This is a genomic window from Streptomyces tailanensis (assembly GCF_008386495.1).
In the GTDB taxonomy this organism is placed as follows: domain Bacteria; phylum Actinomycetota; class Actinomycetes; order Streptomycetales; family Streptomycetaceae; genus Streptomyces; species Streptomyces tailanensis.
In genome coordinates this window covers 50849-74159 of sequence record NZ_VTHJ01000006.1, presented here as the reverse complement: position 1 = coordinate 74159, position 23311 = coordinate 50849, and the positions used below count along the sequence as shown (strand labels likewise).

Sequence of the window (23311 nt, the reverse complement as noted above, 5' to 3'; positions counted from 1 at the left end):
TGTTCGTAGGCCGTTGGGAGGTCCGCGTTGAGCCACCGCAACGTTCTGGGCGCATACCGGTCCGGGCCCTTGACAGGACATTCTGTTGCTGGCGTACTGCTACTGCTCGTCTAGAGCGGTCTAGTCCTGGAGTCGCGATGCGCACGTTGGCGGTCTGCGCCGAGACGGTCTTTCAGGAGCCGCCGATCGAGGATCGGGCACGGCGGATCCACGACGCGGGCTTCCAGAAGGAGATCTGGGACGGCGAGGCCACCGGTGAGATGTGGATCCCCGCGCACCGTACGCTCACCCGCCTGGCCGAGCAGGGTGAGAGCGCGGGCGTCACCCTCACCCTCTGAACCCTCGGCCGCATTCCCCGCTTCCCCCGCAGTCAGCACAGTGAGGTACCGAGACATGAACCGTTCGCTCCACTCCCGCTCCCGCAGACTCACCCCCGTCGTGGCCCTGGCGGCCGCGGCCGCCCTCACTCTCGCCGGATGCTCCAGCGGCTCGGGCGGCAAGGAGGCCGAGGACAGCGGCGCGAACGCCTCCGCGGGCAAGGCCGACACCCCTCGGATGACGGTCGCGATGATCACGCACGCGGTTGCCGGAGACACCTTCTGGGACATCATCCGCAAGGGCGCCGAGGCCGCGGCCGCCAAGGACAACGTCAAGCTGATCTACTCCAACGACGCCAACGCCGCCAACCAGGCCAACCTCGTGCAGAACGCGATCGACCAGAAAGTCGACGGCATCGCGGTCACCCTCGCCAAGCCGGACGCCATGAAGGACGTCATCGCCAAGGCCAGGAAAGCCGGCATCCCTGTCGTCGGCTTCAACAGCGGCGTGAACGACTGGAAGGAACAGAGTCTGCTGGAGTACTTCGGCCAGGATGAGCAGATCGCGGGTGAGGCCCTCGGTAAGCGGCTCGGTGACAGCGGCACCAAGCACGCCGTCTGCGTCATCCAGGAGCAGGGCCATGTCGCCCTGGAGGCCCGCTGCGCCGGTGTGAAGAGGGGCTTCTCCGGCGAGACCGAGAACCTCTACGTCAACGGGTCCGACATGCCCTCGGTGAAGTCGACCATCACGGCCAAGCTGAAGCAGGACACCTCCATCGACGAGGTGGTCACCCTCGGCGCCCCGTTCGCGCTGACCGCGGTGCAGTCCGTCGACGACGCGGGCAGCGAGGCCAAGGTCGCCACGTTCGACCTCAACAAGGAGCTGACCGGCGCCATCGAGAGCGGCGACATCGAGTTCGCCGTCGATCAGCAGCCCTACCTCCAGGGCTACCTGGCCGTGGACTCGCTGTGGCTCTACAAGAACAACGGCAACTACATGGGTGGCGGCGAGCAGCCGGTGCTGACCGGCCCGGCCTTCGTCGACAAGAGCAACGTCGACTCGGTCGCGAGCTTCGCCGCGAAGGGCACCCGATGACCCCGTCTCAGCAGAGCTCCCGACGTCCGGTCACGCGCCGGACAGGTCCAGCAGCACCTTGGAGGCGACGGTGCGGTCCTGAGCCGTGGTGAACGCGGCGACGGACCGCTCCAGCGGGAAGGTGTGGGTGACGACCGGCTCCACGGGCAGACCCCCAGCCAGCAGCGCCAACGCGTCGTCGAACTCGGTGTCGAAACGGAAGGCACCGCGCAGGTCGAGTTCACGGGTGACCACGACATTGCCCAACAGCCCGGTCTCACCGGGCGGCAGCAGCCCGAGCATGACCACGGTGCCGCCGCGCAGGACCCGCTCCACGCAACTCCGCAGCCCGGCCGGCGCCCCCGACGCCTCGACGGCGACGTCGAAGGCACCGGCCCAGGCGGGATCGCCGGCCCGGTCCGCTCGTACGGTCGCGGTGGCTCCCACCTCGGTGGCGATCCGCAATGGTGCGTCGTGGAGGTCGGTGACGACGACCTCCGAGGCGCCGCCGTGCCGCAGCGCCGCCACGACGAGACAGCCGATCGGACCGGCCCCGGTGACCAGGATCCGCTTGCCGGTCACCTCACCCGCCCGCCGCACGGCGTGCAGCGCCACCGACAGTGGCTCGGCGAGCACGGCCCGGCGCAGGCTCAGCCCAGGCGGCAGGGGACGGATCTGATCGGCGGGCAGGTTCATGAGCTGGGAGAAGCCGCCCTGGACATGCGGGGTGTGGGCGGCGCTGCCCAGATAGCGGGTGTGGGCGCAGACGTTGCGCCGGCCGCCGACGCATTCACGGCAGGCTCCGCAGGGGGTGGCGGGATGGATCGCGACGGCGGCGCCGACCGCCGTCCGGCCGACTCCTCGACCCCGGGCCCGAGAGCGGCGACACGGCCGACGACCTCGTGGCCGAGCACCATCGGCTCACTGACGGCGAAGTCGCCCACCCGGCCCCGGTGGTAGTAGTGCGGATCGGTACCGCAGATTCCGCCGAACGCGACGGCGACGGCGATCTCACCCGGTTCGGGAGCGGCGTACGGCCGTTCCTCGACCCGGAGATCGCCTGCTCCGTGGACAACACACGCGTGCATAGGGCTCCTTGAAGGGGCACCGGGTCACAGGACGGAGAGCATGCCACCGTCGACGTACAGCAGCCCGTTGACGAAATCGGAAGCCGGAGAGGCCAGGAAGAGCAAGGCGCCGACGAGGTCCTCGACCCTGCCCCAGCGCCCCGCCGGGGTCCGCTTCCGTACCCACGCGCTGAACTCCTCGTCCGCGACCAGCGCGGAGGTCAGTTCGGTGTCGAAGTAGCCGGGGCCGATGCCGTTGACCTGGATGCCGTGCGGCCCGAGGTCGGCGCACATGCCCTTGGTCAGCATCTTCAGGGCGCCCTTGGTCGCCGCGTAGGGCGCGATCCCGGGGCGTACGGCTTCGCTCTGCAGCGAGCAGATGTTGATGATCTTGCCGTGGCGTCGGGGCACCATGCGCCGGGCGACCTCACGGCCGACCAGGAACGCGCTGGTGAGGTTGGTGTCGAGCAGGCCGTGCCACTCCTCGTCGGTGAAGTCGACGAAGGGGGCGCGGTGTTGGGCGCCCGTGTTGTTCACCAGGATGTCGATCGGTCCGGCCCGGCCCTCGATCCGGGCGACGCCGCCGGCGACCGCGGCGGAGTCGGTCACATCGAAGGCCTCGGCGAGGACCGCCGCGCCGAACGCCTCGGTCAGCTCCTCGCGCGCGGCCTCCAGGGCGACGGTGTCGCGCCCGTTGAGGACGACTCTGCACCCGGCTTCCAGCAGCCCCTTGGCCAGGGCCCGGCCGATACCCCGGCTCGATCCGGTGACCAGGGCCACCTTGCCGGTGACATCGAAGACGGGGTGACAGACAGGGCGGCTCATACGGCTCATACGGAGAACGATTTCATCCCGCTCCCCGGGAACGGGTGCTCCTCGTGAACGCACAACGTCCGGGCCGGCCCATGCGGGCCGACCCGGACGTCGGGGTCCGACTACGTCGGAGGAGATCAGACCAGGTCGAACCGGTCCAGGTTGGAGACCTTGACCCACGCCGCGACGAAGTCGTTGACGAACTTCTCCTTGGCGTCGTCGCTCGCGTACACCTCGGCGAGGGCACGGAGCTCGGAGTTCGAGCCGAAGACGAGGTCGGCACGGGTGCCGGTCCACTTGACCTCGCCGGTGGCCGCGTCACGGCCCTCGAAGAGGGTCTGGTCCTCGGAGGTCGACTTCCACGTCGTGCCCAGGTCGAGCAGGTTGGCGAAGAAGTCGTTGGTCAGCTTGCCCGGGGTCTTGGTGAGGACACCGTGCGTGGACTGGCCGGTGTTGGCGCCCAGGACACGCAGACCACCGACGAGGGCCGTCATCTCGGGGGCGCTCAGGGTGAGCAGGTTGGCCTTGTCGAGCAGCAGGTACTCGGCGGGGAGGCGGTTGCCCTTGCCGAGGTAGTTGCGGAACCCGTCGGCGGTCGGCTCCAGCGCGGCGAACGACTCGGCGTCCGTGTGCTCCTCGGTCGCGTCCACACGGCCCGGCGTGAAGGGGACCTCCACGTCGAAGCCGGCGTCCTTGGCGGCCTTCTCCACGGCGGCGGCACCACCGAGGACGATCAGGTCGGCCAGGGAGACCTTCTTGGCGCCGGAGTTGAACTCCGACTGGATGCCCTCGAGGACGCTGAGGACGTGACGCAGCTGGTCGGGGTCGTTCGCCTCCCAGCCGCGCTGCGGCTCCAGGCGGATACGGGCGCCGTTGGCACCGCCGCGCTTGTCGCTGCCACGGAAGGTGGAGGCGGAGGCCCAGGCGGTGGAGACCAGCTCGGAGACGCTCAGACCCGAGCCGAGCAGCTTGGCCTTGAGTGCCGCGATGTCGGCGGCGTCGACGGCCTCGCCCTCGGCCTCCGGCAGCGGGTCCTGCCAGATCAGCGTCTCCGCCGGGACCTCCGGGCCGAGGTACAGCGACTTCGGGCCCATGTCACGGTGGGTCAGCTTGAACCAGGCGCGGGCGAAGGCGTCCGCGAACTGCTCGGGGTGCTCGTAGAAGCGACGCGAGATCTGCTCGTAGACCGGGTCGAAACGCAGCGACAGGTCGGTGGTGAGCATGGTCGGGAGGTGCTTCTTCGACGCGTCGTGCGCGTCGGGGATGATCGCCTCGGCGTCCTTGGCGACCCACTGCTTGGCGCCCGCCGGGGACTCCGTCAGCTCGTACTCGTACTCGAAGAGGTTCTTGAAGAACCCGTTGCTCCACTGGGTCGGCGTGGCCGTCCAGGTGACCTCCAGGCCGGACGTGATGGTGTCGCCACCCTTGCCCGTGCCGTAGGTGCTCTTCCAGCCGAGGCCCTGGTCCTCCAGCGTGGCGGCCTCGGGGTCGGCGCCGACGTGGTCCGCCGGGCCTGCGCCGTGGGTCTTGCCGAAGGTGTGACCACCGGCGATGAGGGCGACGGTCTCCTCGTCGTTCATCGCCATGCGGCGGAACGTCTCACGGATGTCGCGGGCCGCCGCGATCGGGTCCGGGTTGCCGTTCGGGCCCTCCGGGTTGACGTAGATCAGACCCATCTGGACGGCGCCGAGCGGGTTCTCCAGCTCGCGGTCGCCGGAGTAGCGCTGGTCGTCGAGCCACGTGGTCTCGGGACCCCAGTAGACGTCCTCCTCGGCCTCCCAGACGTCGGCGCGGCCGCCGCCGAAGCCGAAGGTCTCGAAGCCCATCTGCTCCAGCGCGACGTTACCCGTGAGGATCATGAGGTCGGCCCAGGAGAGGGACTGGCCGTACTTCTTCTTGACCGGCCACAGCAGACGGCGGGCCTTGTCCAGGTTGGCGTTGTCCGGCCAGCTGTTCAGCGGGGCGAACCGCTGCTGACCGGCGCCGGCGCCGCCGCGGCCGTCGCTGATGCGGTACGTACCGGCGCTGTGCCAGGCCATACGGATCATCAGCGGGCCGTAGTTGCCGAAGTCGGCCGGCCACCAGTCCTGCGAGGTGCTCAGCACCTCGGCGATGTCCTGTTTGACGGCCGCGAGGTCGAGGTTCTTGAACGCCTCGGCGTAGTCGAACTCCTCACCGAGGGGGTTCGCCACGGCGGGGTTCTTGGCGAGGATCCGCACATTGAGCCGCTCCGGCCACCACTGGCGGTTCCCGCCACCCTGGGTGGGGTGCGCGGCGCGCCCGTGGGCGACGGGGCAGCCTCCGGTCTCCTCGGGCTTCGCGTCTGTGACGATCGCGTCGTGGTTCTCAGTCATGGGAGTCCTTCCGGAACGGGTGGATCACGGTGCTGAACTGCTGGCTTCGGAACAAGAGGGGCACAGGCCCCAGTAGATGACCTCGGCCTCGTCGATCGCGAAGCCCTGGTCGTCGGAGGCGGTCAGGCACGGGGCATGCCCGACCGCACAGTCCACGTCGACCACGACACCGCACGAGCGGCATACGAGGTGGTGGTGGTTGTCCCCGACACGGCCCTCGTACAGGGCCGGGCTGCCGGGAGGTTCGAGGCGGCGTACGAGACCGGCGCCGGTGAGCGCGTTCAGGGCTTCGTACACGGCTTGGAGCGATATGTGGCCCACACGGTCGCGCACCCCTGAGGCGATCGCTTCGACACCGAGGTGGTCGCCGGCCCGGACGGTCTCCAGCAGCGCCACGCGCGCGGCCGTCACCCGCAGGCCGGCACCGCGCAGCTCCTCGGCGGGGTTCGGAGTCTGGGCTGCGGTCATGGCGAACAACCTACCCCCATAAACACGAACAGTTCAAGAAAACGAATGACCCAACTTTTGGTCGGGTGTGCGGTTGTGCCCTGGGGGTCCCTGGGTACCCGGCGCGATCGAGCTTCCGGTGACGGTCCGGTGGCCGCGAGGAGGCGTTCATGGGTGTGAGGGGCCTGGAGGGCACGCTGCGCGAGCGGGTCGACGGGGAGGTCCGCTTCGACGCCGGGAGCCGGGCCGCGTACGCGACGGACGCCTCGAACTTCCGGCAGACCCCGATCGGCGTGGTCGTCCCCCGGACGCCCGAGGCGGCCGCCGAAGCCGTGGCCGTCGCCCGCGAGCACGGCGCCCCCGTACTGTCGCGGGGCGGCGGGACCAGCCTCGCCGGGCAGTGCGTCAACACGGCCGTGGTGATCGACTGGTCCAAGTACTGCACCCGCGTCGAGTCCGTCGACGTGGCCGCCCGCACCTGTGTCGTCCAGCCCGGCGTCGTGCTGGACGGACTCAACCGCCGGCTCGCCCCGGCCGGCCTGCGCTTCGGCCCCGAACCCGCCACCCACATGAACTGCACGGTGGGCGGCATGATCGGCAACAACTCCTGCGGAGCCACCGCACAGCAGACCGGCAAGGTCGTCGACAACATCGCCCGCCTGGAAGTGCTCCTCTACGACGGCACCCGCTTCTGGTGCGGTGAGACCGGCGACGAGGAGTACGCCGAGATCGAACGCCACGGCGACCTGCGGGCCACCCTGTACCGGCGGCTGCGCACCCTGCGCGAAACCTACGCGGACGAGATCCGCCGCCGCTACCCGGACATCCCGCGCCGGGTCTCCGGCTACAACCTCGACCCGCTCCTGCCCGAGCACGGCTTCGACGTCGCGGGACTGCTGGTGGGCAGCGAGTCGACCCTGGTGACCGTCCTGCGGGTGGAGCTCGACCTGGTACCGGTGGTCGCGGAACGCACCCTGGTCGTGCTCGGGTTCGACGGCATCGAGGAGGCCGCGGACGCCGTGCCGGGGATCCTGCCGCACGAGCCGATGGCCCTGGAAGGCGTCGACGAACGGCTGATCCACGACGAGCGGCTCAAGCACCTCAACCCCGAGGCCATCGCCGAACTGCCCGCCGGACACGCCTTCTTGATGGTGCAGTTCGGCGGTGACACGGTCGAGGAGGCGGACGCGCGAGCGCATCGGATGCTGGCCGCGCTCCACGAGTCGGAGCACGACCCGGAGGTGGCGTTCCTCGACGACCCGGCCCACGAGGCGGAGTTGTGGCAGGTGCGCGAGGCCGGGGCTCGCCGCCACCGCGCACGTACCGCACGGGCCCGACACCTTCGAGGGCTGGGAGGACTCGGCGGTGGCGCCCGACCGGCTCGGCGACTATCTGCGACGACTGCGGGGCCTGTACGAGGAGTTCGGCTACGAGAGCGACACTGGGCCCAGCCTCTACGGCCACTTCGGTCAGGGCTGCGTCCACACCCGTATCCCGTTCGACCTGTACACCGCCGACGGTGTCGCCACCTACCGGCGGTTCATGGAACGGGCGGCCGACCTGGTGGTGGAGTTCGGCGGCTCCAACTCCGGGGAGCACGGCGACGGGCAGAGCCGGGGTGAGCTGCTGCCGCGGATGTTCGGCCCCGAGCCGGTCGAGGCGTTCGGGCGGCTCAAGGCCGTCTTCGACCCGCTGAACCGGATGAACCCCGGCAAGGTCGTGGCCCCGTACCAGCTGGATGCCCCGTACCGACTGGACGAGAACCTGCGACTCGGCGCGGACTGGGCCCCGTACGACCCGCACGACCTGCACTTCCGCTTCCCGGCCGACCGCGGCTCCTTCGCCCGGGCCGCCAACCGGTGCGTCGGCGTCGGCAAGTGCCGGCAGCCCACCACCGAGGGCGGCGCCGTGATGTGCCCGTCCTTCCAGGTCACGGGGGAGGAGGAGCACTCCACGCGCGGGCAGGCCCGGCTGCTGTTCGAGATGCTCGACGGCCACGGCGACAGCGCGATCCGCGACGGCTGGCGCTCCCGGGAGGTCCGCGACGCACTCGATCTCTGCCTGGCCTGCAAGGGGTGCAAGCGCGACTGCCCGGCCGACGTGGACATGGCCACGTACAAGGCGGAGTTCCTCGCCCACCACTTCGCGGGCCGCCCCTGGCGCCGCCCACGCTCCGACCTGTCGATGGGCCGACTGCCGGCCGTCGCCCACGCCGAGGGACGGGCCCGCCTCGGCCGGGCTGCCAACGCCCTCACCCATGCCCCGCTCCTGTCGCGCGCCGCCGTCGCCGTCGCGGGGATCGAGGACCGGGAGGTCCCGCTGTTCGCGGCGGAGACACTGCGGCAGTGGTTCGCCCGGCGTGAGCGGTACGGCCACCTGGACGTCAGCCGGGCCTGCGCGGAACGCGTCCTGCTGCCCCCGCTGCGCGAGGCGGACGAGGCGACGGTCGTCCTGGCCGACGGCTTCAGCTGCCGAACCCAGATCCACGAACTCGACAGCGGCGGTCACGAGGCCGTGCACCTGGCGGAACTCCTGGCCACGGGCCTCCCGCCGACGCCGGGCCGGCCGGAGCGGCAGCCGGGCAGCGCGTACGGCGTCGCCCCGGGCGCGCGCCCCGACCCACCGGGGCACCTCGCCAAGTCCCTCGCCCTCACCGGCACCGGCCTCGCCGCCGCGGGCGCCGCCACCGTGCTCGGCAGGGGCTTTCGCCGGGCGAGCTGCTCAGCCCAGGCTGAGCAGCACGATCGCGGCCGCCGCGCTCACCAGACCGACCGTCTGCCGGGCGGTCACCCGCTCGTGCAGCAGGGTCAGGCCGAGGACGGTGGGAACGGCCGGGTACAGCGAGGCCAGGACGACCACCACGGACAACATCTGCCGCTGGGCCGCCCACAGGTACAGCACCAGCGCGAGCGCCGCGCCCGCCCCGATCGCGACCGCCTTCCCCCACGCCTCCGCCGGCTGACGGAGCCGCCCGGCACGCCCCGCAGACTCGGCAGCAGCAGTACGACCGCGGCCGGCCGTCCCGCGACCACCGGCCACACCCCGCTCCCGGCACCGGCCTGGGCCGGCCCGAGGTACTGCACCGCCACGCCGAGGCCGGCGATCACCCCGTCGGCGGTGGCCCGCCCCGTATCCGGGCCGCTCGGGCCCCTCCCGCCGGACACCAGCCACAGCGCGGGCACCGTGACACAGATGCCCAGCCACGCCACGGGAGCGGGCCGGTCACCGAGCAGTACGACCCGGCACAGGACCGGACAGCGCGACCCCGGTGACAGCGCTCACCGGCACCACCACGGTCATGCTGCCCCGGCTCAGCCCCCGGGTTGAGGTATGTCATGGCCACACCGCTGCCGACGCCGGACAGCGCACCCCACAGCACATCCGGGAGCCCGACCGACGACGCGGGCACCGATAACGCCACCACGAGCGCCGGCAGCAGGCCTCCCACCTGGCCGAGCAGCGTGACCACGGCGAAGTGGACCCGGCGGGACAGCACCCCGTCGGCGTAGTCGACGATGCTGTACAGGGCGGCGGAGGCGAGCGCGAGGAGGGCGGCCATGCGTCCGTGGGTGCCCCGTACACACGGATCCATGATGGATTCGAGACGGACGGGGTACCCGGGAGAGAGTTCCGAGCAGCAGGCACCCGGCTCCCGGCTCTCGGTGAAGGAGGTGGTCGCGGATGAGCCCCACCAAGCACACCAGCGGCACGGAGGCACCGTCGCGGGACGGGCGGGCCTATGACGCGGGACCGTATCTGCCGAGCCGTGGCGGCCTCGCCGCGCACCGGCGGGCCGCGGCCGACTGCCGGGGCTGCCCGCTGTTCGAGGACGCGACCCAGACGGTCTTCGGCAAGGGTGCCGAGCCGGCGCGGCTGGTCCTGGTCGGTGAGCAGCCGGGGGACCAGGAGGACAGGCAGGGCGAGCCCTTTGTCGGCCCGGCCGGACGGCTGCTGCGGCGGGCCGTGGAGGAGGCCGGGATCGACATGGACACGGCCTATGTGACCAACGCGGTCAAGCACTTCAAGTTCACCCGGCCCCCGGGCGGCGGCAAACGCCGCATCCACAAAGCGCCCGAGCTGCGCGAGGTCGCCGCCTGCCGCCCCTGGCTGCTCGCCGAACTGCGTCTGGTGCGGCCCGAGGCCGTGGTGGTCCTCGGCGCGACCGCCGCGAAGGCCCTGATGGGCAGCTCCTTCCGGGTCACCAAGGACCGGGGCGCACTGCTGAACCTGCCGCCGGGAGTGCTCGAACAGGATGATCAGCCGTACGTCGTCGCCACCATCCACCCCTCGGCCGTACTCCGCGCCGACGACCGCGACAGCGCGTACGCGGGGCTGGTCGCGGACCTGAGGGTGGCCGCGAGGGCTCTCGACGAGGCCGGTGCATGACGTGACCTACGGCTTGCGCCCCACCCCGCCGAAGCAGTCCACCTCCCACGGCTCCGCGGAGCCACCCCGCTCGGCCCGCCACTGGGCCACGGACAGCAGCCCCGGCTCCAGCAGCTCCAACCCGTCGAAGAAGCGGGCGAGTTGCTCGGGGGAGCGGTTGACGCGCGGGTTGTCGCTCGTCTTGTTCCAGTGCTCGACCATCGCCCGCATCGCCTCCGGTCGGTACACCTCCGTGCTGTCGCCGAACACCAGATGACTCCCGGCGGGCAGGGCGTCCATCAGCCGGGCAACGATGTCGTACGCGCTCTCGTCTGGCACGTGGGCGGCGACGCCGAGCAGGATCAGGGCGACGGGGCGCGTGAGATCCAGCGTGCGCGCGGCCTGTTCGAGGATGCTGTCCGGATCGCGCAGGTCGGCGTCGGTGTAGGCGGTGGCACCCTCGGGAGAACTGGTGAGCAGGGCCGTGGCGTGGACGAGGACGGTCGGGTCGTGGTCGGCGTAGACGATCCGCGCGTCCGGGGCGATGCGCTGGGCGACCTCGTGGGTGTTGTCCACCGTGGGCAGACCGGAACCGACGTCGAGGAACTGGCGCAGGCCCGTCTCCTCGGTGAGCTGTGTGACCGTCCGTCGCAGAAACGCCCGCTGGGCGCGGGCGATGTCGACGATCTGGGGGTTCGCCCTGCGGATCTCGTCACCGACCTGCCGGTCGATCTCGTAGCAGTCCTTCCCGCCCAGCCAGTAGTTCCAGATCCGCGCCGAGTGCGGCACACCGCTGTTGATCACCGGAGGACGGTCATGTGGCATGGAAGCTCCCCGAGTTGCCGTTCGTGGTCGCCATCCAACGTAGCAAGATCACCGCGCGGATGATCGGTGTGCGGACGTCCGGGAGGCCGCCCATCAACGGACGCAGGGCGTACGGCCTCCTGGGCCGCGAGAGCACCTCGAAGAAGAGCAAGCCGTAGCCGCCGGGGCAGACAACTCGACGGCCGGGTACCAGGCCGTCTCCCCGATGTCGAGCCCCGTGCCCCACGTGCGGCACTCCACGAATCCCCGAATGTCCGTCCCCACGGGCCGATTGTGCCCGTCCTAGTCGACGCTCGGGGCCACCAGCACCACCTCAAGCGTGCGCGGACCGTGCACCCCCTCCACCCGGTCGAGCTCGATGTCGCTGGTGGCGGAAGGGCCGGAGATCCAGGTCAACGGGCGTGTCGGGTCGAGGCGTTCGAGGGCTTGGGGGACCGAGGAGACGACCTGGTCCGGGACTCGTACGACGCAGATGTGATGGTCGGGCACGAGTGTGATCCGGCGGCGGCCCTGGTCGGGGGAGCCGTCGAGGACGATCGTGCCGGTCTCGGCGATGGCGAGGGCGCAGGCGGTGATCACGCTGTCGACCTGGTCCAACTCGTCGGGAGTGCTCTCCACCCGGTCCGCCACGCGTGCCGTCTCGGTGGCCGCCAGCCACTCCTGCGGCAGCCCCGGCGGTACGAGGACCGTCGAGGATCCGTGCGCGGCGAGCAGGCCGGCGATGGTTCCGGCGAGCCCGGCGGTGTCCGTGCGGTGCACGATCGCCCGGTAGTCCGCCAGGTTCTCCGCCAGCAGCTCCACGGTCTCCTCGACGCTCAGGTCACCGTGCTCCCGCAGATAACCGCGCGGAACGGCCTGCTCGTACGGCGTGTCGTCCGGCTGTACGTCGGCGAGGGCGCGCCGCACCCGCCCCAGGATCAGCTCCCTGCTGCTCACTTCGTACCCTCCTGCTTGCCACCGTTCGTACGCCCGCCGTTCGTGCGCTGCCACCAGTCGCGGAACGGCTCCGCGGGCACCGCGGGCAGATCACGGCTCGCGCTCCACGCCTTGCCGGGGCCCGGCAGCGTCCGCGGATGGAGGCGACGGGTGCGGGACGCGAGCCGCTGCCCGGTGCGCAGCGCGCCGGGGTGGCTGAGCGCCCAGCGTGCCGCGCGCATCGCCGCCCGCTCGGCGGCATGCCCCTTCGCGGGCTTGAGCACGACCTTGTTGCCCTTCTCCGTCGCCGGGCCGCCCTGTGCGACCCGCTCCCTCAGGTGCACCAGCACCTCCGGGATGTCGATGGCGACCGGACACACCTCGTAGCAGGCGCCGCACAGCGACGAGGCGTACGGCAGCGAGGCGTCGATCTCGCTTGCCGTGCCCCGGAGTTGGGGGCTGAGGATCGCGCCGATCGGGCCCGGGTAGACCGAGCCGTACGCGTGGCCGCCCGCCCGCTCGTACACCGGGCAGACGTTGAGACATGCCGAGCAGCGGATGCAGCGCAGGGCCTGGCGGCCGACCTCGTCGGCGAGCGTGTCGGTGCGGCCGTTGTCGATGAGGACGAGATGGAAGGTGCTCGGCCCGTCAGCCGTCTCGGAGTCTGTCGTGCCCGTCCAGGTCGAGGTGTACGGGTTCATCCGCTCGGCCGTCGAGGAGCGGGGGAGGGTCTGGAGGAAGACCTCCAGGTCCTGCCACGTCGGCACGATCTTCTCGATGCCGACGACCGAGATGAGCGTCTCGGGGAGGGTGAGGCACATCCGGCCGTTGCCCTCGGACTCCACGACCACCAGCGTGCCGGTGTCGGCGACCATGAAGTTGGCGCCGGAGACCCCGACCTTGGCGCGCAGGAACTTCTCCCGCAGATGCAGCCGCGCGGCCTCCGCCAGCTCGGCGGGCGAGTCGGTCAGACCCTCGGGAGCCGGGCGGCCCCACTCGCTCATCTCGCGCGCGAAGATGTCCCGGATCTCACCCCGGTTGCGGTGGATCGCCGGGACGAGGATGTGCGACGGCCGGTCCTTGCCCAACTGCACGATGAGCTCGGCGAGATCCGTCTCGTAGGCGTGGATGTCCTCGGCCTCCAGCGCCTCGTTGAGCCCGATCTCCTGCGTCGCCATCGACTTGACCTTGACGACCTCGCTCTCACCGGTCGCCTTGACGAGATACGTCACGATCCGGTTCGCCTCGTCGGCGTCGGCGGCCCAGTGCACGGTGCCGCCGGCCGCGGTGACCGACTCCTCCAGCTGCACGAGGTACCGGTCGAGATGACGAAGGGTGTGGTCCTTGATCCGCTTACCGGCGTCACGCAGTTCCGCCCAGTCCGACATCTCCATGACGGCCTTGGCGCGTTTGCCGCGGATCGTGTGAGTGGCGTGGCGCAGATTGCCGCGCAGGGTCGTGTTGTGCACGGCCTCGTGCGCGGCCTTCGGGAACGCCGGCATTCCGACGAAGGTCCCGCTCATAGGGCCCTCCCGGGCTTCTCCGTACGACGGCTCATCCCAGGGGCTCCTCTTCCGTACTCGCCAGGATCTCGGCGATGTGGACCGGACGCATCCCGGTCCGCAGCCGGGTCATCGTGCCGCCGATGTGCATGAGACACGAGTTGTCGGCGGCGCACAGCACGTCGGCGCCCGTCGACTCGGCGTTGCGCACCTTGTCGGCACCCATCGCCGCCGAGACATCGGAGTTCTTCACGGCGAACGTGCCACCGAAGCCGCAGCACTCGTCGGCGCCGGGCAGCTCGCGCAGTTCGAGTCCCTTGACCGCCTGGAGGAGCCGGCGTGGCCGTTCCCCCAGCCCCAGGCCGCGCAGACCGTGGCAGGTCGGGTGGTAGGTCACGGTGTGCGGATAGTACGCACCCACGTCCGTCACACCCAGCACGTCCACCAGGAACTCGGTCAGCTCGTACGTCTTCGGCACGACCGGCGCGAGCGTCCGCGCCAGGGTGTCCCCGCGCCCCTCCGCCCGGGCCCGCTCACCCATCCGGGGATACAGCTCCCGCACCATCGCCCCGCAGGAGCCGGACGGCGTCACGATCGCCTCGTACTCCCTGAAGACATCGGAGAACTGCCGGGCCAGCGGCTCCGCCTCATGCCGGTACCCGGTGTTGTAGTGCGCCTGCCCGCAGCAGGTCTGCCCCATCGGGAAGTCGACGTCGACACCCAACCTGGTCAGCAGTTTCACCACGGCGCGGCCGGTATCCGGATAGAGCGTGTCGTTGACACAGGTCAGGAACAGAGCGACACGCATCGCGGCTCCTCGGGGTCGATCATCGGATGGATGCAGAGTACGGCGACGATACGCCGTAGGGGAGAGGGCCCGCGCACAAGCACAGAAGTACCAGCACAGAAACAGACACCTGAACGTTGGGACGGGGCCCCGCCCGTCGTCCGCCGTCGGCGACGGACGGGGCCCCGGTCATGAGGGGCGGCTCACCGCCCGGCGAGCCGGGCCTCCGCGGCGCGCCAGGCCGCAGGGTCGCCCTGCGGCTCGTACCGCACCAACGGCTGGGTACGGGCGAGGAGCTGCCGCATGGAGGCGCGGTCGCCCACCACTCCGTGCGCCCGGGCCTGGACGAGGACGTTGCCCAGGGCCGCCGCCTCCGCCGGACCCGCCACCACCGGCAGCCCGCAGGCGTCGGCGGTGAGCTGGCAGAGCAGGGCGTTGCGGGTGCCGCCGCCGACGATGTGGACGACGTCCACGGGGTGATCGGCGAGCGCCTGGGCCTCGGCGACGGCCCGCCGGTGGGCGAGCGCCAGCGAGTCGAGGATGCACCGGGTGATCTCGGCGGGCGTCCCGGGAACCGGCTGCCCCGACTCCCGGCACGCCTCGGCGATCCGCTCGGGCATCCGCCCGGGCGCGAGGAACGCCGCGTCACCCGCGTCCACGACCGACCGCAGCGCGGGCACCCCCGCCGCGGCCCGCAGCAGCTCGCCGAGATCGGGGTCACCCCACTCCCGTACGCACTCCTGGAGCAGCCACAGCCCCATGATGTTCCGCAGATAGCGGACGGTGCCGTCGAGCCCCAGCTCATTGGTGAAGTTGGCGGCCCGGCTCGCCTCGGTCAGCACCGGCGCGTCCAGCTCCAGGCCCGCCAGGGACCAGGTGCCGGTGCAGATGTACGCGAACCGCTCCCCGGTGGCCGGTACGGCCGCCACCGCGGAGGCGGTGTCGTGCGACCCGACGGTCGTCACCGGCACCGGCCCGGTCAGCCCGGTCTCGTCCAGCACCCGCTGCTGGAGCCACCCCGCTGGATCGCCCGGCCGCCGCAGCGGCGCGAACAGCTCCAGGTCGATCCCGAGCCGCGCCGCCACGTCGTACGACCAGTCGCGCGTGCGCGGATCGATCAGCTGCGTCGTCGAGGCGTTCGTCAACTCCGTCCCGAACTCACCCGTGAGCCAGTACGTCAGCAGATCCGGGATGAGCAACAACCGCTTGGCGTACGCCAGTTGCGCGGACGACCGGGCGGCGACCAGCTGGTACAGCGTGTTGAACGGCGCGTACTGCAACCCGGTCGCCGCGTACAGCTCGGCGGCCGGCACGGTCGCCCACACCTTCTCCGCGACACCCTCGGTCCGGGTGTCCCGGTAGTGCGCCGGGTTGCCCAGCAGGGCCCCGTCGGCGTCCAGCAGGCCGTAGTCCACGGCCCAGCTGTCGATGCCGACGGAGTCGACCTGCCCGGCCGCCTTCAGCCCGTCGAGCACCCCCGCGTACAGGGAGAGGACGTCCCAGCGCAGTCCCTCGGGCGTCCGCACCGGCCGGTTCGGGAACCGGTGCGCCTCGACGAGCTCCAGCGAGTCCCGTCCCGCGCGGCCGACCATGACCCGCCCACTGGACGCGCCCAGGTCGACCGCCGCGTACGACTTCACGGACCCGCTCATCGCAGGAAGGCGGCGGCGACGCCGGCGTCGACCGGGATGTGCAGACCGGTGGTGTGCGTCAGCTCCCCGCCCGTCAGCGCGAACACCGCGTTGGCGACGTGCTCCGGCAGCACCTCGCGCTTGAGGATGGTCCGCTGCGCGTAGAACTCGCCCAGCTTCTCCTCCTCGATCCCGTAGGTCGCAGCCCGCTGGGCACCCCAGCCCGCCGCGAAGATCCCGGAGCCGCGCACCACACCGTCCGGGTTGACGCCGTTGACGCGGATGCCGTGCTCACCCAGCTCGGCGGCCAGCAGCCGCACCTGGTGCGCCTGGTCGGCCTTGGTGGCGGAGTACGCGATGTTGTTCGGCCCGGCGAAGACGGCGTTCTTGGAGGCGATGTAGACGATGTCGCCGCCCAGCCCCTGCGCGATCATCACCCGTGCCGCTTCCCGCGACACGAGGAAGGAGCCACGGGCCATGATGTCGTGCTGAAGGTCCCAGTCCTTGGCGGACGTCTCCAGCAACGGCTTGGAGATGGAGATACCGGCGTTGTTGACCACCAGGTCCACCCCGCCGAAGGCCAGCGCGGCAGCCTTGAAGGCCGCGCCGATCTGCTCCTCGTCCGTCACGTCGACGGTCACGGCGACGGCCTTGTCCGGCCCGCCCAGTTCCTCGGCGACGGCGGCGGCGTTCTCGGCGTTCAGATCGGCGACGACGACACAGGCACCCTCGGCGACCAGCCGATGCGCGATGGCCTTGCCGATCCCACTACCCGCACCCGTGACGAGCGCGACTCGCGTGGCGAGCGGCTTCGGCTTGGGCATCCGCTGAAGCTTGGCCTCCTCCAGCGCCCAGTACTCGATGCGGAACTTCTCCGACTCCTCGATCGGCGCGTACGTCGACACCGCCTCGGCGCCCCGCATGACATTGATCGCGTTGACGTAGAACTCACCCGCGACCCGGGCCGTCTGCTTGTCCTTGCCGAAGCTGAACATGCCCACACCCGGGATCAGCACGATCGCCGGGTCGGCGCCGCGCATCGCGGGGGAGTCGGGCTCGGCGTGCCGCTGGTAGTAGGCGGCGTACTCCTCGCGGTACTCGGCGTGCAGCTCCTTCAGCCGGGCGATCGCCGAGTCCAGGTCGGCGGTCGGCGGCAGGTCGAGCACGAGCGGCCGGACCTTCGTACGGAGGAAGTGGTCGGGGCAGGAGGTACCGAGGGCGGCGAGCCGCGGGTGCTCGGCGGCGGCCAGGAAGTCCAGGACGACCTCGGAGTCGTTGAAGTGCCCGACCTGGGGCTTGTCCTGCGAGGCGATGGCCCGGATGTGCGGGGCGAGGGCGGCGGCCCGCTCCCGGCGCTCGGGGGCGTCGAGCGCCTCGCACCCCTTGATGACGGGCCCGAAGGGCTCCACCTTCCCCTTCTCTTCCAGGAAGGCCTCGGCGGTACGGATGATGTGCAGCGAGTTCTTCTCGCACTCCTCGGCGGTGTCACCCCAGGCGGTGATGCCGTGCCCACCGAGGACGCACCCGATGGCCTGCGGGTTGGCCTCCTTGATGGCCGCGATGTCGAGCCCCAGCTGGAAGCCCGGCCGACGCCAGGGCACCCACACCACACTGTCCCCGAAGCACTCGGCGGTCAGCTTCTCCCCGTCGGCGGCACAGGCCAGTGCGATACCGGAGTCGGGGTGCAGATGATCGACGTGCGCCGCGTCCACGAGACCGTGCATGGCGGTGTCGATCGACGGCGCCGCCCCGCCCTTCCCATGCAGGCAGTAGTCGAACGCGGCGACCATCTCGTCCTCGCGCTCCACCCCGGGGTACACATCGACGAGCGCCCGCATCCGGTCCAGCCGCAGAACGGCGAGCCCGGCCTCGGTGAGCGTGCCCAGGTCACCCCCGGACCCCTTCACCCACATCAGCTCGACGTCACCACCGGTGACGGGGTCCGTCTCGGTCCCCTTGGCGGACGTGTTGCCGCCGGCGTAGTTGGTGTTACGGGGATCGGCGCCGAGCCGATTGGAACGAGCAAGAAGGGCGGCGGCTTCGGGATGGGTTGCCATGCGAGATCAATCCTTACGGTGACGTTACGTGACGTTGTGACTAGGGGCGCGACCTATAGGGGCGCGGGGCTGGACATTTGCGGCTCCGCCGCGTGGGCGCGATCAACCACGACGGACCCGCAGCCCGCAACGAACAAGAACTGGCAGATGGAACCCGGAATCAGGCCCCCCAACCCGCCTGCTCTCCTCCCACCCGCTCATCAACGATCTTCGAAGCCCACCCGGACCGGCGGTAGGCCTTCATGGGCTCGGGGTCCAACCCCATCTCTTCCCGCACCTCACGAAGCAACGGCCGCACATCCGTGTTGTACGCGTCCATCAGCACGGCGTTGGCCTCAAGCACATCCCCGCCCCGCTGAGCAACAGCAAGAGCCTCCCGGTCCACGAGCAGCGCCTTCGCCGTGGCTTCCTGCACATTCATCACCGACCGAATGATCGCCGGAATCTTCGCCTCGATGTTGTGGCACTGGTCGAGCATGAACGCGACCTCAGGAGTGAAGCCACCCCCACGCACCACCTCGTACATGATCCGGAACAACTGGAACGGATCGGCGGCCCCGACCATCAGGTCGTCATCGGCGTAGAAGCGAGAGTTGAAGTCGAACGCCCCGAGCTTCCCCTCCCGCAGCAGCGTCGCCACGATGAACTCGATGTTGGTGCCCGGCGCGTGGTGCCCGGTGTCGACGACGACCTGCGCCTTGGGGCCGAGCTTGAGGCAGTGGGCGTAGGCGGTGCCCCAGTCCGGCACATCGGTCGTGTAGAAGGCCGGCTCGAAGAACTTGTACTCCAGCAGCATGCGCTGGTCGTCACCGAGCCGCTCGTACACCTCGGCGAGGCCTTCGGCGAGCCGGTCCTGGCGCTCTCGGATGTCGTCCTGGCCGGGATAGTTCGTACCGTCCGCGAACCACAGCTTCAGGTCCCGCGACCCGGTCGCGTCCATGATGTCGACGCACTCCAGCAGATGATCGACGGCCTTGCGGCGGATCGCCGCGTCCGGGTGGCAGATGCTGCCCAGCTTGTAGTCGTCGTCCTGGAAGGTGTTCGAGTTGATGGCGCCCAGCTTCACACCACGCTGCTCGGCGTGCTTGGCGAGCGCCGCGTAGTCCTCGACCTTGTCCCAGGGGATATGGAGCGCCACGGTCGGGGCGACGCCGGTGAACTCGTGCACCTTGCCGGCGTCGTCGAGCTTCTCCCACGGGTTGCGCGGCACGCCTGCCTGGGCGAACACCTTGAAGCGCGTTCCCGAGTTTCCGTACGCCCACGACGGCGTCTCAATGGCCTGTGTCTTGAGGGCGGCCTTCACCGCGGCGAGCTCGGTCACGTCAGGGCTCCTACCGGCTTTGATGTCTGAAACGATTCAGGACGGGAAACTATGAGTGACTCGCCGAACTGTCAACCCCCCTGGTCAAGCCCGCCTTCCGTGACACTGTTGTGACCTCTCATATCGAAAAAATTTCGGCCGAAACCCATTGACGTGACCTGCGTGTGGTGCCTAACGTCCCGGCAACCAAGTTGAAACCTTTCACGACGCAGTGAGGGCCCCCGGCCTTCCGCTACCGGCGTCGTCGAGGAGCCCCCATGACCCACCGGTCCGACAAGGGTCCGGCCCCCGTCCTCGCGTTGAAGGGCATCTCCAAGTCCTTCGGCGCCGTACGCGCCCTGCGGGACGTGTCCCTCGAACTGTTCCCCGGAGAGGTGCACGCCCTCGCCGGAGAGAACGGCGCGGGCAAGTCGACCCTGATCAAGACGCTCGCCGGGGTGCACCGACCGGACTCCGGTCAGGTGCTCCTCGATGGTGAGCCCACGGTGTTCCACGGTCCGGCCGACGCCCGGGACGCGGGCATCGCCGTGATCTACCAGGAGCCCACGCTCTTCCCCGATCTGTCGATCGCCGAGAACATCTTCATGGGCCGACAGCCCCGGCGCGCCCTCGGCCGTATCGACCACAAGGCCACGCACGCGGCCACCCTCGCCCTGATGCAGCGGCTCGGCGTCGAACTCGACCCCGACCGCCCCGCGCGCGGCCTCTCCATCGCGGACCAGCAGATCGTCGAGATCGCAAAGGCGCTCTCCTTCGACGCCCGCGTTCTCATCATGGACGAGCCGACCGCCGCCCTCACCGGCAGCGAGGTGGCCCGCCTCTTCGGCGTCGTCCGCACCCTGCGCGAGCAGGGCTCGGCGGTCCTCTTCATCTCCCACCGGCTGGAGGAGATCTTCCAGATCTGCCAGCGGGTGACCACCCTGCGGGACGGCGCCTGGATCTCCAGCGAGCTCCTGGACGGCATGACCGAGGACGACCTCGTCCGCCGCATGGTCGGCCGCGACCTCGACGAGCTCTACCCGAAGCAGGAGGTCGAGCCGGGCGAAGTCGCGCTGAGCGTACGCCGGTTGACCCGCGAGGGCGTCTTCACCGACGTCTCCTTCGACGTCCGCCGCGGCGAGATCGTCGGCCTCGCCGGGCTCGTCGGCGCCGGCCGTACGGAGGTGGCACGGGCCGTCTTCGGCATCGACCGCTGGGACGCGGGCGAGGTCGACATCGACGGCAAGGCGCTCATCAACGGCGCCCCTTCCACCGCCATGGCCGCCGGGCTCGCCCTGGTCCCAGAGGACCGCCGCGCCCAGGGCCTGGTGATGGACATGTCCATCGAGCGGAACATCGGCCTCACCGGACTCCGTACGACGGTGAAGGCCGGCCTCGTCGACCGCGGCGCCGAACGCAGCCGCTCCCTCGACTGGGCGGTCAAGCTCCAGGTCAAGTACGCCCGGATCGCCGACACCGTCAACACCCTGTCCGGCGGGAACCAGCAGAAGGTCGTCCTCGCCAAGTGGCTCGCCACCGGGCCCAAGGTGCTGATCGTCGACGAGCCCACCCGAGGCATCGACGTTGGTACGAAGGCCGAGGTGCACCGGCTGCTCAGCCAGCTCGCCGCCGACGGTGTCGCCGTTCTGATGATCTCCTCCGACCTGCCCGAGATCCTCGGCATGGCCGACCGCGTGCTCGTGATGCACGAGGGCCGGCTCACCGCCGAGATCCCTCGCTCCGAAGCCACCGAGGAAACCGTGATGGCCGCAGCCACCGGGAGGGCCGCCGCATGACGGTGACCACCCCTCAGAACACTCCCGTCGCCGAGGTGCCCAAGTCCAGCGGCACCCGGCTGGTGGACCGCGTCTTCAAGATGCGTGAACTCGCCATCCTGGCCGTCTTCCTGGTGATGATCGTCGTCACCCAGCTCGGCAACAGCGAGTTCCTCACCGAGCAGGGCATCAAGGACCTGCTGCTCAACGCGACCATCCTGGTGCTGGTCGCCGTCGGCCAGTCGCTCGTCGTCATCACCCGGAACGTCGACCTGTCGGTCGGCTCCACCCTCGGCATCAGCGCCTTCGCCGCCGGTACGTATCTCCAGGGCGGCGGCAACGCGGTCGTGGCCGTGGCCCTCGCGGTCCTGCTCGGCATCGGCTTCGGTCTGCTGAACGGCCTGCTCGTCAGCCTCGGCCAGGTACCCGCCCTCGTGGTCACCCTCGGCACGCTGTACATCATCCGGGGCATCGACTCGATCTGGGTCGGCTCCCGCCAGATCGTCGCCTCCGGCCTCCCGGACGGGTTCGTCGACTTCGGCTCCGGCGGCATCTCCGCGGTGCCCTACCTGGCGCTGATCGCCGTGGCGGTGCTGGTGGCGACGGCGTACTACCTGAAGCACTTCGGCAGCGGACGCGAGCTGTACGCGCTCGGCTCCAACCCGGAGGCCGCCCGCCTCGCCGGTATCCCGGTCCGCAAGCGGATCCTGATGGCGTACACCTTCTGCGGCGCCCTCGCCGGCCTCGCCGGAGCGCTGTACCTGGCGCGCTTCGGCAACGTCGACTCCAGCACCGGCAACGGCTATGAACTGACCGTCGTCAGCGCGGTCGTGGTCGGCGGTGTCGTCTTCACCGGTGGCTCCGGCAGCGTCTACGGCGCGGCGCTCGGCGCGCTGCTGCTGACCTCCATCAACAGCGTGCTGCCCGCCCTCGGCGTCAGCTCGGTCTGGGTGCTCGCGATCAACGGCATCCTGCTCATCCTCGCCATCGCCGTGGACCGTGTGGTCGCGCTGCGGGTGGCGACCGCACTGAAGAAGAGGAACGCCCGCCATGGCTGACTCCACCCTGTCGCGCGCGGTTCGCTGGGACACGGTCGTCGGCGCCCTCCTGATCGTCGTGCTCCTGCTGTCCTTCACCACCGTGGACGGCTTCGGCAACGCGCTCAACCTGTCGTTCCTCATCGGCAACACCCTGCCGATCGCGCTAATCGCCCTGCCGATGACCCTGCTGGTGGTCTCGGGCGAGATCGACCTGTCGGTCGCCTCCACGGCCGGACTGTCCGGCGCGGTGATGGGCGCCCTGTGGAACCAGGGCATGACCATCGAGACGATCATCCCGATCTGTCTGGCGCTCGGCGTGGTCTGCGGCCTCATCAACGGTCTCCTGGTCACCCGGCTCGGCCTGCCCTCCCTCGCCGTCACCATCGGCACCCTCGCCGCCTACCGGGGCATCGCACAGATCGTGCTCGGCTCCGACGCGGTGACCGACTTCCCCACCCAGTACCTGGACTTCGCGGCCGGCCGCATCGGGGACTCCTTCGTCCCCCAGGCCTTCATCCCCTTCCTGGTGCTGCTCGCCATCGCCGTGATCGCCCTCCACCTCACCCCCTTCGGACGCTCCCTCTACGCGATCGGCGCCAGCGAGGAGGCCGCGCGGTTCGCCGGCATCCGGGTCAAGCGGCAGAAGCTCATCCTGTTCACGGTGACCGGCCTCATGGCCTCCCTCACCGGGATCTTCTGGGCCCTGCACTACGCCAGCGCCCGCTTCGACAACGCGACCGGGCTCGAACTCTCGGTTGTCGCCGCCGTGTTGCTCGGTGGTATCGACTTCGACGGCGGCAAGGGCACGTTGGGCGGCGCGATCGCGGGAGTCTTCCTGCTCGGTGCGCTGCAGAACGTGATGAGCCTCGTCAATGTCTCCGCGCAGTCGCAGATCGTCGTCACCGGCGTCCTGTTGGTTGTCTCGGTTCTCGGTCCCCGGGTCGCGCGGCAGATCGCTGTCGCGAGGGCCGGTCGAAAAGCGGCGGTTGGCTCCGCCGGGAAGACCGCTTGAAAACCGGTCCGTTGAAAGCTTCCGGTCGT

At 70.3% G+C, this 23311-nt stretch carries 18 protein-coding genes and 2 pseudogenes; 8 read left to right on the top strand and 12 right to left on the bottom strand.

From position 1 onward, the window contains the following. Nucleotides 1–137: 137 nt before the first annotated feature. Together F3T56_RS07080 and F3T56_RS07075 are read left to right on the top strand one after the other, a co-directional pair. A complete protein-coding gene (locus tag F3T56_RS07080) occupies nucleotides 138–338 on the top strand; it encodes a hypothetical protein (protein WP_246203457.1) in 201 nt (66 codons plus the stop codon). Between the two features lie 55 nt (nucleotides 339–393). Continuing rightward, a complete protein-coding gene (locus tag F3T56_RS07075) occupies nucleotides 394–1413 on the top strand; it encodes a sugar ABC transporter substrate-binding protein (protein ID WP_149823835.1) in 1020 nt (339 codons plus the stop codon). Between the two features lie 30 nt (nucleotides 1414–1443). Here the strand turns inward: F3T56_RS07075 and F3T56_RS07070 are convergent. From F3T56_RS07070 to F3T56_RS07055, 4 genes and pseudogenes are all read right to left on the bottom strand, one after another. Beyond that, nucleotides 1444–2480: pseudogene (locus F3T56_RS07070) on the bottom strand (L-idonate 5-dehydrogenase). A gap of 24 nt (nucleotides 2481–2504) precedes the next feature. Next, nucleotides 2505–3284: an SDR family oxidoreductase gene (locus F3T56_RS07065; RefSeq protein WP_149823938.1), complete on the bottom strand. Its 780-nt coding sequence runs from the start codon at nucleotides 3282–3284 to the stop codon at nucleotides 2505–2507. A 125-nt stretch (nucleotides 3285–3409) separates the two neighbouring features. Next, nucleotides 3410–5626, bottom strand: a complete 2217-nt coding sequence (katG, locus tag F3T56_RS07060; RefSeq protein WP_149823834.1) for a catalase/peroxidase HPI — start codon at nucleotides 5624–5626, stop codon at nucleotides 3410–3412. A 24-nt stretch (nucleotides 5627–5650) separates the two neighbouring features. Further along, the gene (locus F3T56_RS07055) at nucleotides 5651–6094 is read right to left on the bottom strand and encodes a Fur family transcriptional regulator (protein ID WP_149823833.1); all 444 of its coding nucleotides are present in this window, start codon (nucleotides 6092–6094) and stop codon (nucleotides 5651–5653) included. 149 nt (nucleotides 6095–6243) lie between these two features. Here F3T56_RS07055 and F3T56_RS07050 point away from each other — a divergent pair. Next, nucleotides 6244–8791: pseudogene (locus F3T56_RS07050) on the top strand (FAD-binding and (Fe-S)-binding domain-containing protein); the annotation flags it as partial. A gap of 3 nt (nucleotides 8792–8794) precedes the next feature. Here F3T56_RS07050 and F3T56_RS50450 read toward each other — a convergent pair. After that, nucleotides 8795–8974 (bottom strand): hypothetical protein, encoded by a 180-nt coding sequence (locus F3T56_RS50450; protein WP_484422097.1) that lies wholly within the window; start codon nucleotides 8972–8974, stop codon nucleotides 8795–8797. Nucleotides 8975–9754: 780 nt separating this feature from the next. Here F3T56_RS50450 and F3T56_RS07040 point away from each other — a divergent pair. Further along, nucleotides 9755–10459, top strand: coding sequence for a UdgX family uracil-DNA binding protein (locus tag F3T56_RS07040; RefSeq protein ID WP_149823832.1), 705 nt, complete (start codon nucleotides 9755–9757; stop codon nucleotides 10457–10459). Nucleotides 10460–10465: 6 nt separating this feature from the next. Here F3T56_RS07040 and F3T56_RS07035 read toward each other — a convergent pair whose 3' ends face one another. Further along, on the bottom strand, nucleotides 10466–11263 hold the full coding sequence (locus F3T56_RS07035; protein ID WP_172638837.1) for an SAM-dependent methyltransferase: 798 nt from the start codon (nucleotides 11261–11263) through the stop codon (nucleotides 10466–10468). Here F3T56_RS07035 and F3T56_RS46040 point away from each other — a divergent pair. Continuing rightward, nucleotides 11257–11421: a hypothetical protein gene (locus F3T56_RS46040; protein WP_172638836.1), complete on the top strand. Its 165-nt coding sequence runs from the start codon at nucleotides 11257–11259 to the stop codon at nucleotides 11419–11421. The two genes, F3T56_RS07035 and F3T56_RS46040, sit on opposite strands and share 7 nt — an antisense overlap. A gap of 124 nt (nucleotides 11422–11545) precedes the next feature. Here F3T56_RS46040 and F3T56_RS07030 read toward each other — a convergent pair whose 3' ends face one another. The 6 genes from F3T56_RS07030 to rhaI form a co-directional block, all read right to left on the bottom strand. Then, the gene (locus tag F3T56_RS07030) at nucleotides 11546–12199 is read right to left on the bottom strand and encodes a LutC/YkgG family protein (RefSeq protein ID WP_149823831.1); all 654 of its coding nucleotides are present in this window, start codon (nucleotides 12197–12199) and stop codon (nucleotides 11546–11548) included. After that, the gene (locus F3T56_RS07025) at nucleotides 12196–13701 is read right to left on the bottom strand and encodes a LutB/LldF family L-lactate oxidation iron-sulfur protein (RefSeq protein ID WP_172638835.1); all 1506 of its coding nucleotides are present in this window, start codon (nucleotides 13699–13701) and stop codon (nucleotides 12196–12198) included. The genes F3T56_RS07030 and F3T56_RS07025 overlap by 4 nt, the downstream gene beginning before the upstream one ends. Before the next feature lie 31 nt (nucleotides 13702–13732). After that, on the bottom strand, nucleotides 13733–14488 hold the full coding sequence (locus tag F3T56_RS07020) for a (Fe-S)-binding protein (protein ID WP_149823830.1): 756 nt from the start codon (nucleotides 14486–14488) through the stop codon (nucleotides 13733–13735). 182 nt (nucleotides 14489–14670) lie between these two features. Beyond that, the gene (locus F3T56_RS07015; RefSeq protein ID WP_246203454.1) at nucleotides 14671–16119 is read right to left on the bottom strand and encodes a rhamnulokinase; all 1449 of its coding nucleotides are present in this window, start codon (nucleotides 16117–16119) and stop codon (nucleotides 14671–14673) included. Continuing rightward, nucleotides 16116–18155, bottom strand: a complete 2040-nt coding sequence (locus F3T56_RS07010) for a bifunctional aldolase/short-chain dehydrogenase (protein WP_149823829.1) — start codon at nucleotides 18153–18155, stop codon at nucleotides 16116–16118. Before F3T56_RS07010 ends, F3T56_RS07015 begins: the two co-directional genes overlap by 4 nt. A gap of 160 nt (nucleotides 18156–18315) precedes the next feature. Then, nucleotides 18316–19476 carry an L-rhamnose isomerase gene (rhaI, locus tag F3T56_RS07005; protein ID WP_149823828.1) on the bottom strand — a complete coding sequence of 387 codons (1161 nt, stop codon included), beginning with the start codon at nucleotides 19474–19476 and terminating at the stop codon, nucleotides 18316–18318. Nucleotides 19477–19733: 257 nt separating this feature from the next. On the opposite strand from rhaI, the gene F3T56_RS07000 reads away from it, so the two are divergent. The 3 genes from F3T56_RS07000 to F3T56_RS06990 are packed head-to-tail and all read left to right on the top strand — an operon-like array spanning nucleotide 19734 to nucleotide 23282. Continuing rightward, nucleotides 19734–21251, top strand: a complete 1518-nt coding sequence (locus F3T56_RS07000) for a sugar ABC transporter ATP-binding protein (RefSeq protein WP_149823827.1) — start codon at nucleotides 19734–19736, stop codon at nucleotides 21249–21251. Further along, the gene (locus F3T56_RS06995; RefSeq protein WP_149823826.1) at nucleotides 21248–22288 is read left to right on the top strand and encodes an ABC transporter permease; all 1041 of its coding nucleotides are present in this window, start codon (nucleotides 21248–21250) and stop codon (nucleotides 22286–22288) included. The genes F3T56_RS07000 and F3T56_RS06995 overlap by 4 nt, the downstream gene beginning before the upstream one ends. After that, complete coding sequence (locus tag F3T56_RS06990; protein WP_149823825.1) at nucleotides 22281–23282, top strand: ABC transporter permease; 1002 nt, start codon at nucleotides 22281–22283, stop codon at nucleotides 23280–23282. Before F3T56_RS06995 ends, F3T56_RS06990 begins: the two co-directional genes overlap by 8 nt. Nucleotides 23283–23311 lie beyond the last annotated feature (29 nt).

Coding starts and splice junctions, on each gene's coding strand:
- F3T56_RS07040 (WP_149823832.1), top strand. CDS start 9,755: ATGAGCCCCACCAAGCACACCAGCGGCACGGAGGCACCGTCGCGGGAC.
- F3T56_RS07075 (WP_149823835.1), top strand. CDS start 394: ATGAACCGTTCGCTCCACTCCCGCTCCCGCAGACTCACCCCCGTCGTG.
- F3T56_RS07055 (WP_149823833.1), bottom strand. CDS start 6,094: ATGACCGCAGCCCAGACTCCGAACCCCGCCGAGGAGCTGCGCGGTGCC.
- katG (WP_149823834.1), bottom strand. CDS start 5,626: ATGACTGAGAACCACGACGCGATCGTCACAGACGCGAAGCCCGAGGAG.
- F3T56_RS07035 (WP_172638837.1), bottom strand. CDS start 11,263: ATGCCACATGACCGTCCTCCGGTGATCAACAGCGGTGTGCCGCACTCG.
- F3T56_RS07015 (WP_246203454.1), bottom strand. CDS start 16,119: ATGAGCGGGTCCGTGAAGTCGTACGCGGCGGTCGACCTGGGCGCGTCC.
- F3T56_RS06995 (WP_149823826.1), top strand. CDS start 21,248: ATGACGGTGACCACCCCTCAGAACACTCCCGTCGCCGAGGTGCCCAAG.
- F3T56_RS07000 (WP_149823827.1), top strand. CDS start 19,734: ATGACCCACCGGTCCGACAAGGGTCCGGCCCCCGTCCTCGCGTTGAAG.
- F3T56_RS07020 (WP_149823830.1), bottom strand. CDS start 14,488: ATGCGTGTCGCTCTGTTCCTGACCTGTGTCAACGACACGCTCTATCCG.
- F3T56_RS07080 (WP_246203457.1), top strand. CDS start 138: ATGCGCACGTTGGCGGTCTGCGCCGAGACGGTCTTTCAGGAGCCGCCG.
- F3T56_RS07025 (WP_172638835.1), bottom strand. CDS start 13,701: ATGAGCGGGACCTTCGTCGGAATGCCGGCGTTCCCGAAGGCCGCGCAC.
- F3T56_RS07065 (WP_149823938.1), bottom strand. CDS start 3,284: ATGAGCCGCCCTGTCTGTCACCCCGTCTTCGATGTCACCGGCAAGGTG.
- F3T56_RS06990 (WP_149823825.1), top strand. CDS start 22,281: ATGGCTGACTCCACCCTGTCGCGCGCGGTTCGCTGGGACACGGTCGTC.
- F3T56_RS07010 (WP_149823829.1), bottom strand. CDS start 18,155: ATGGCAACCCATCCCGAAGCCGCCGCCCTTCTTGCTCGTTCCAATCGG.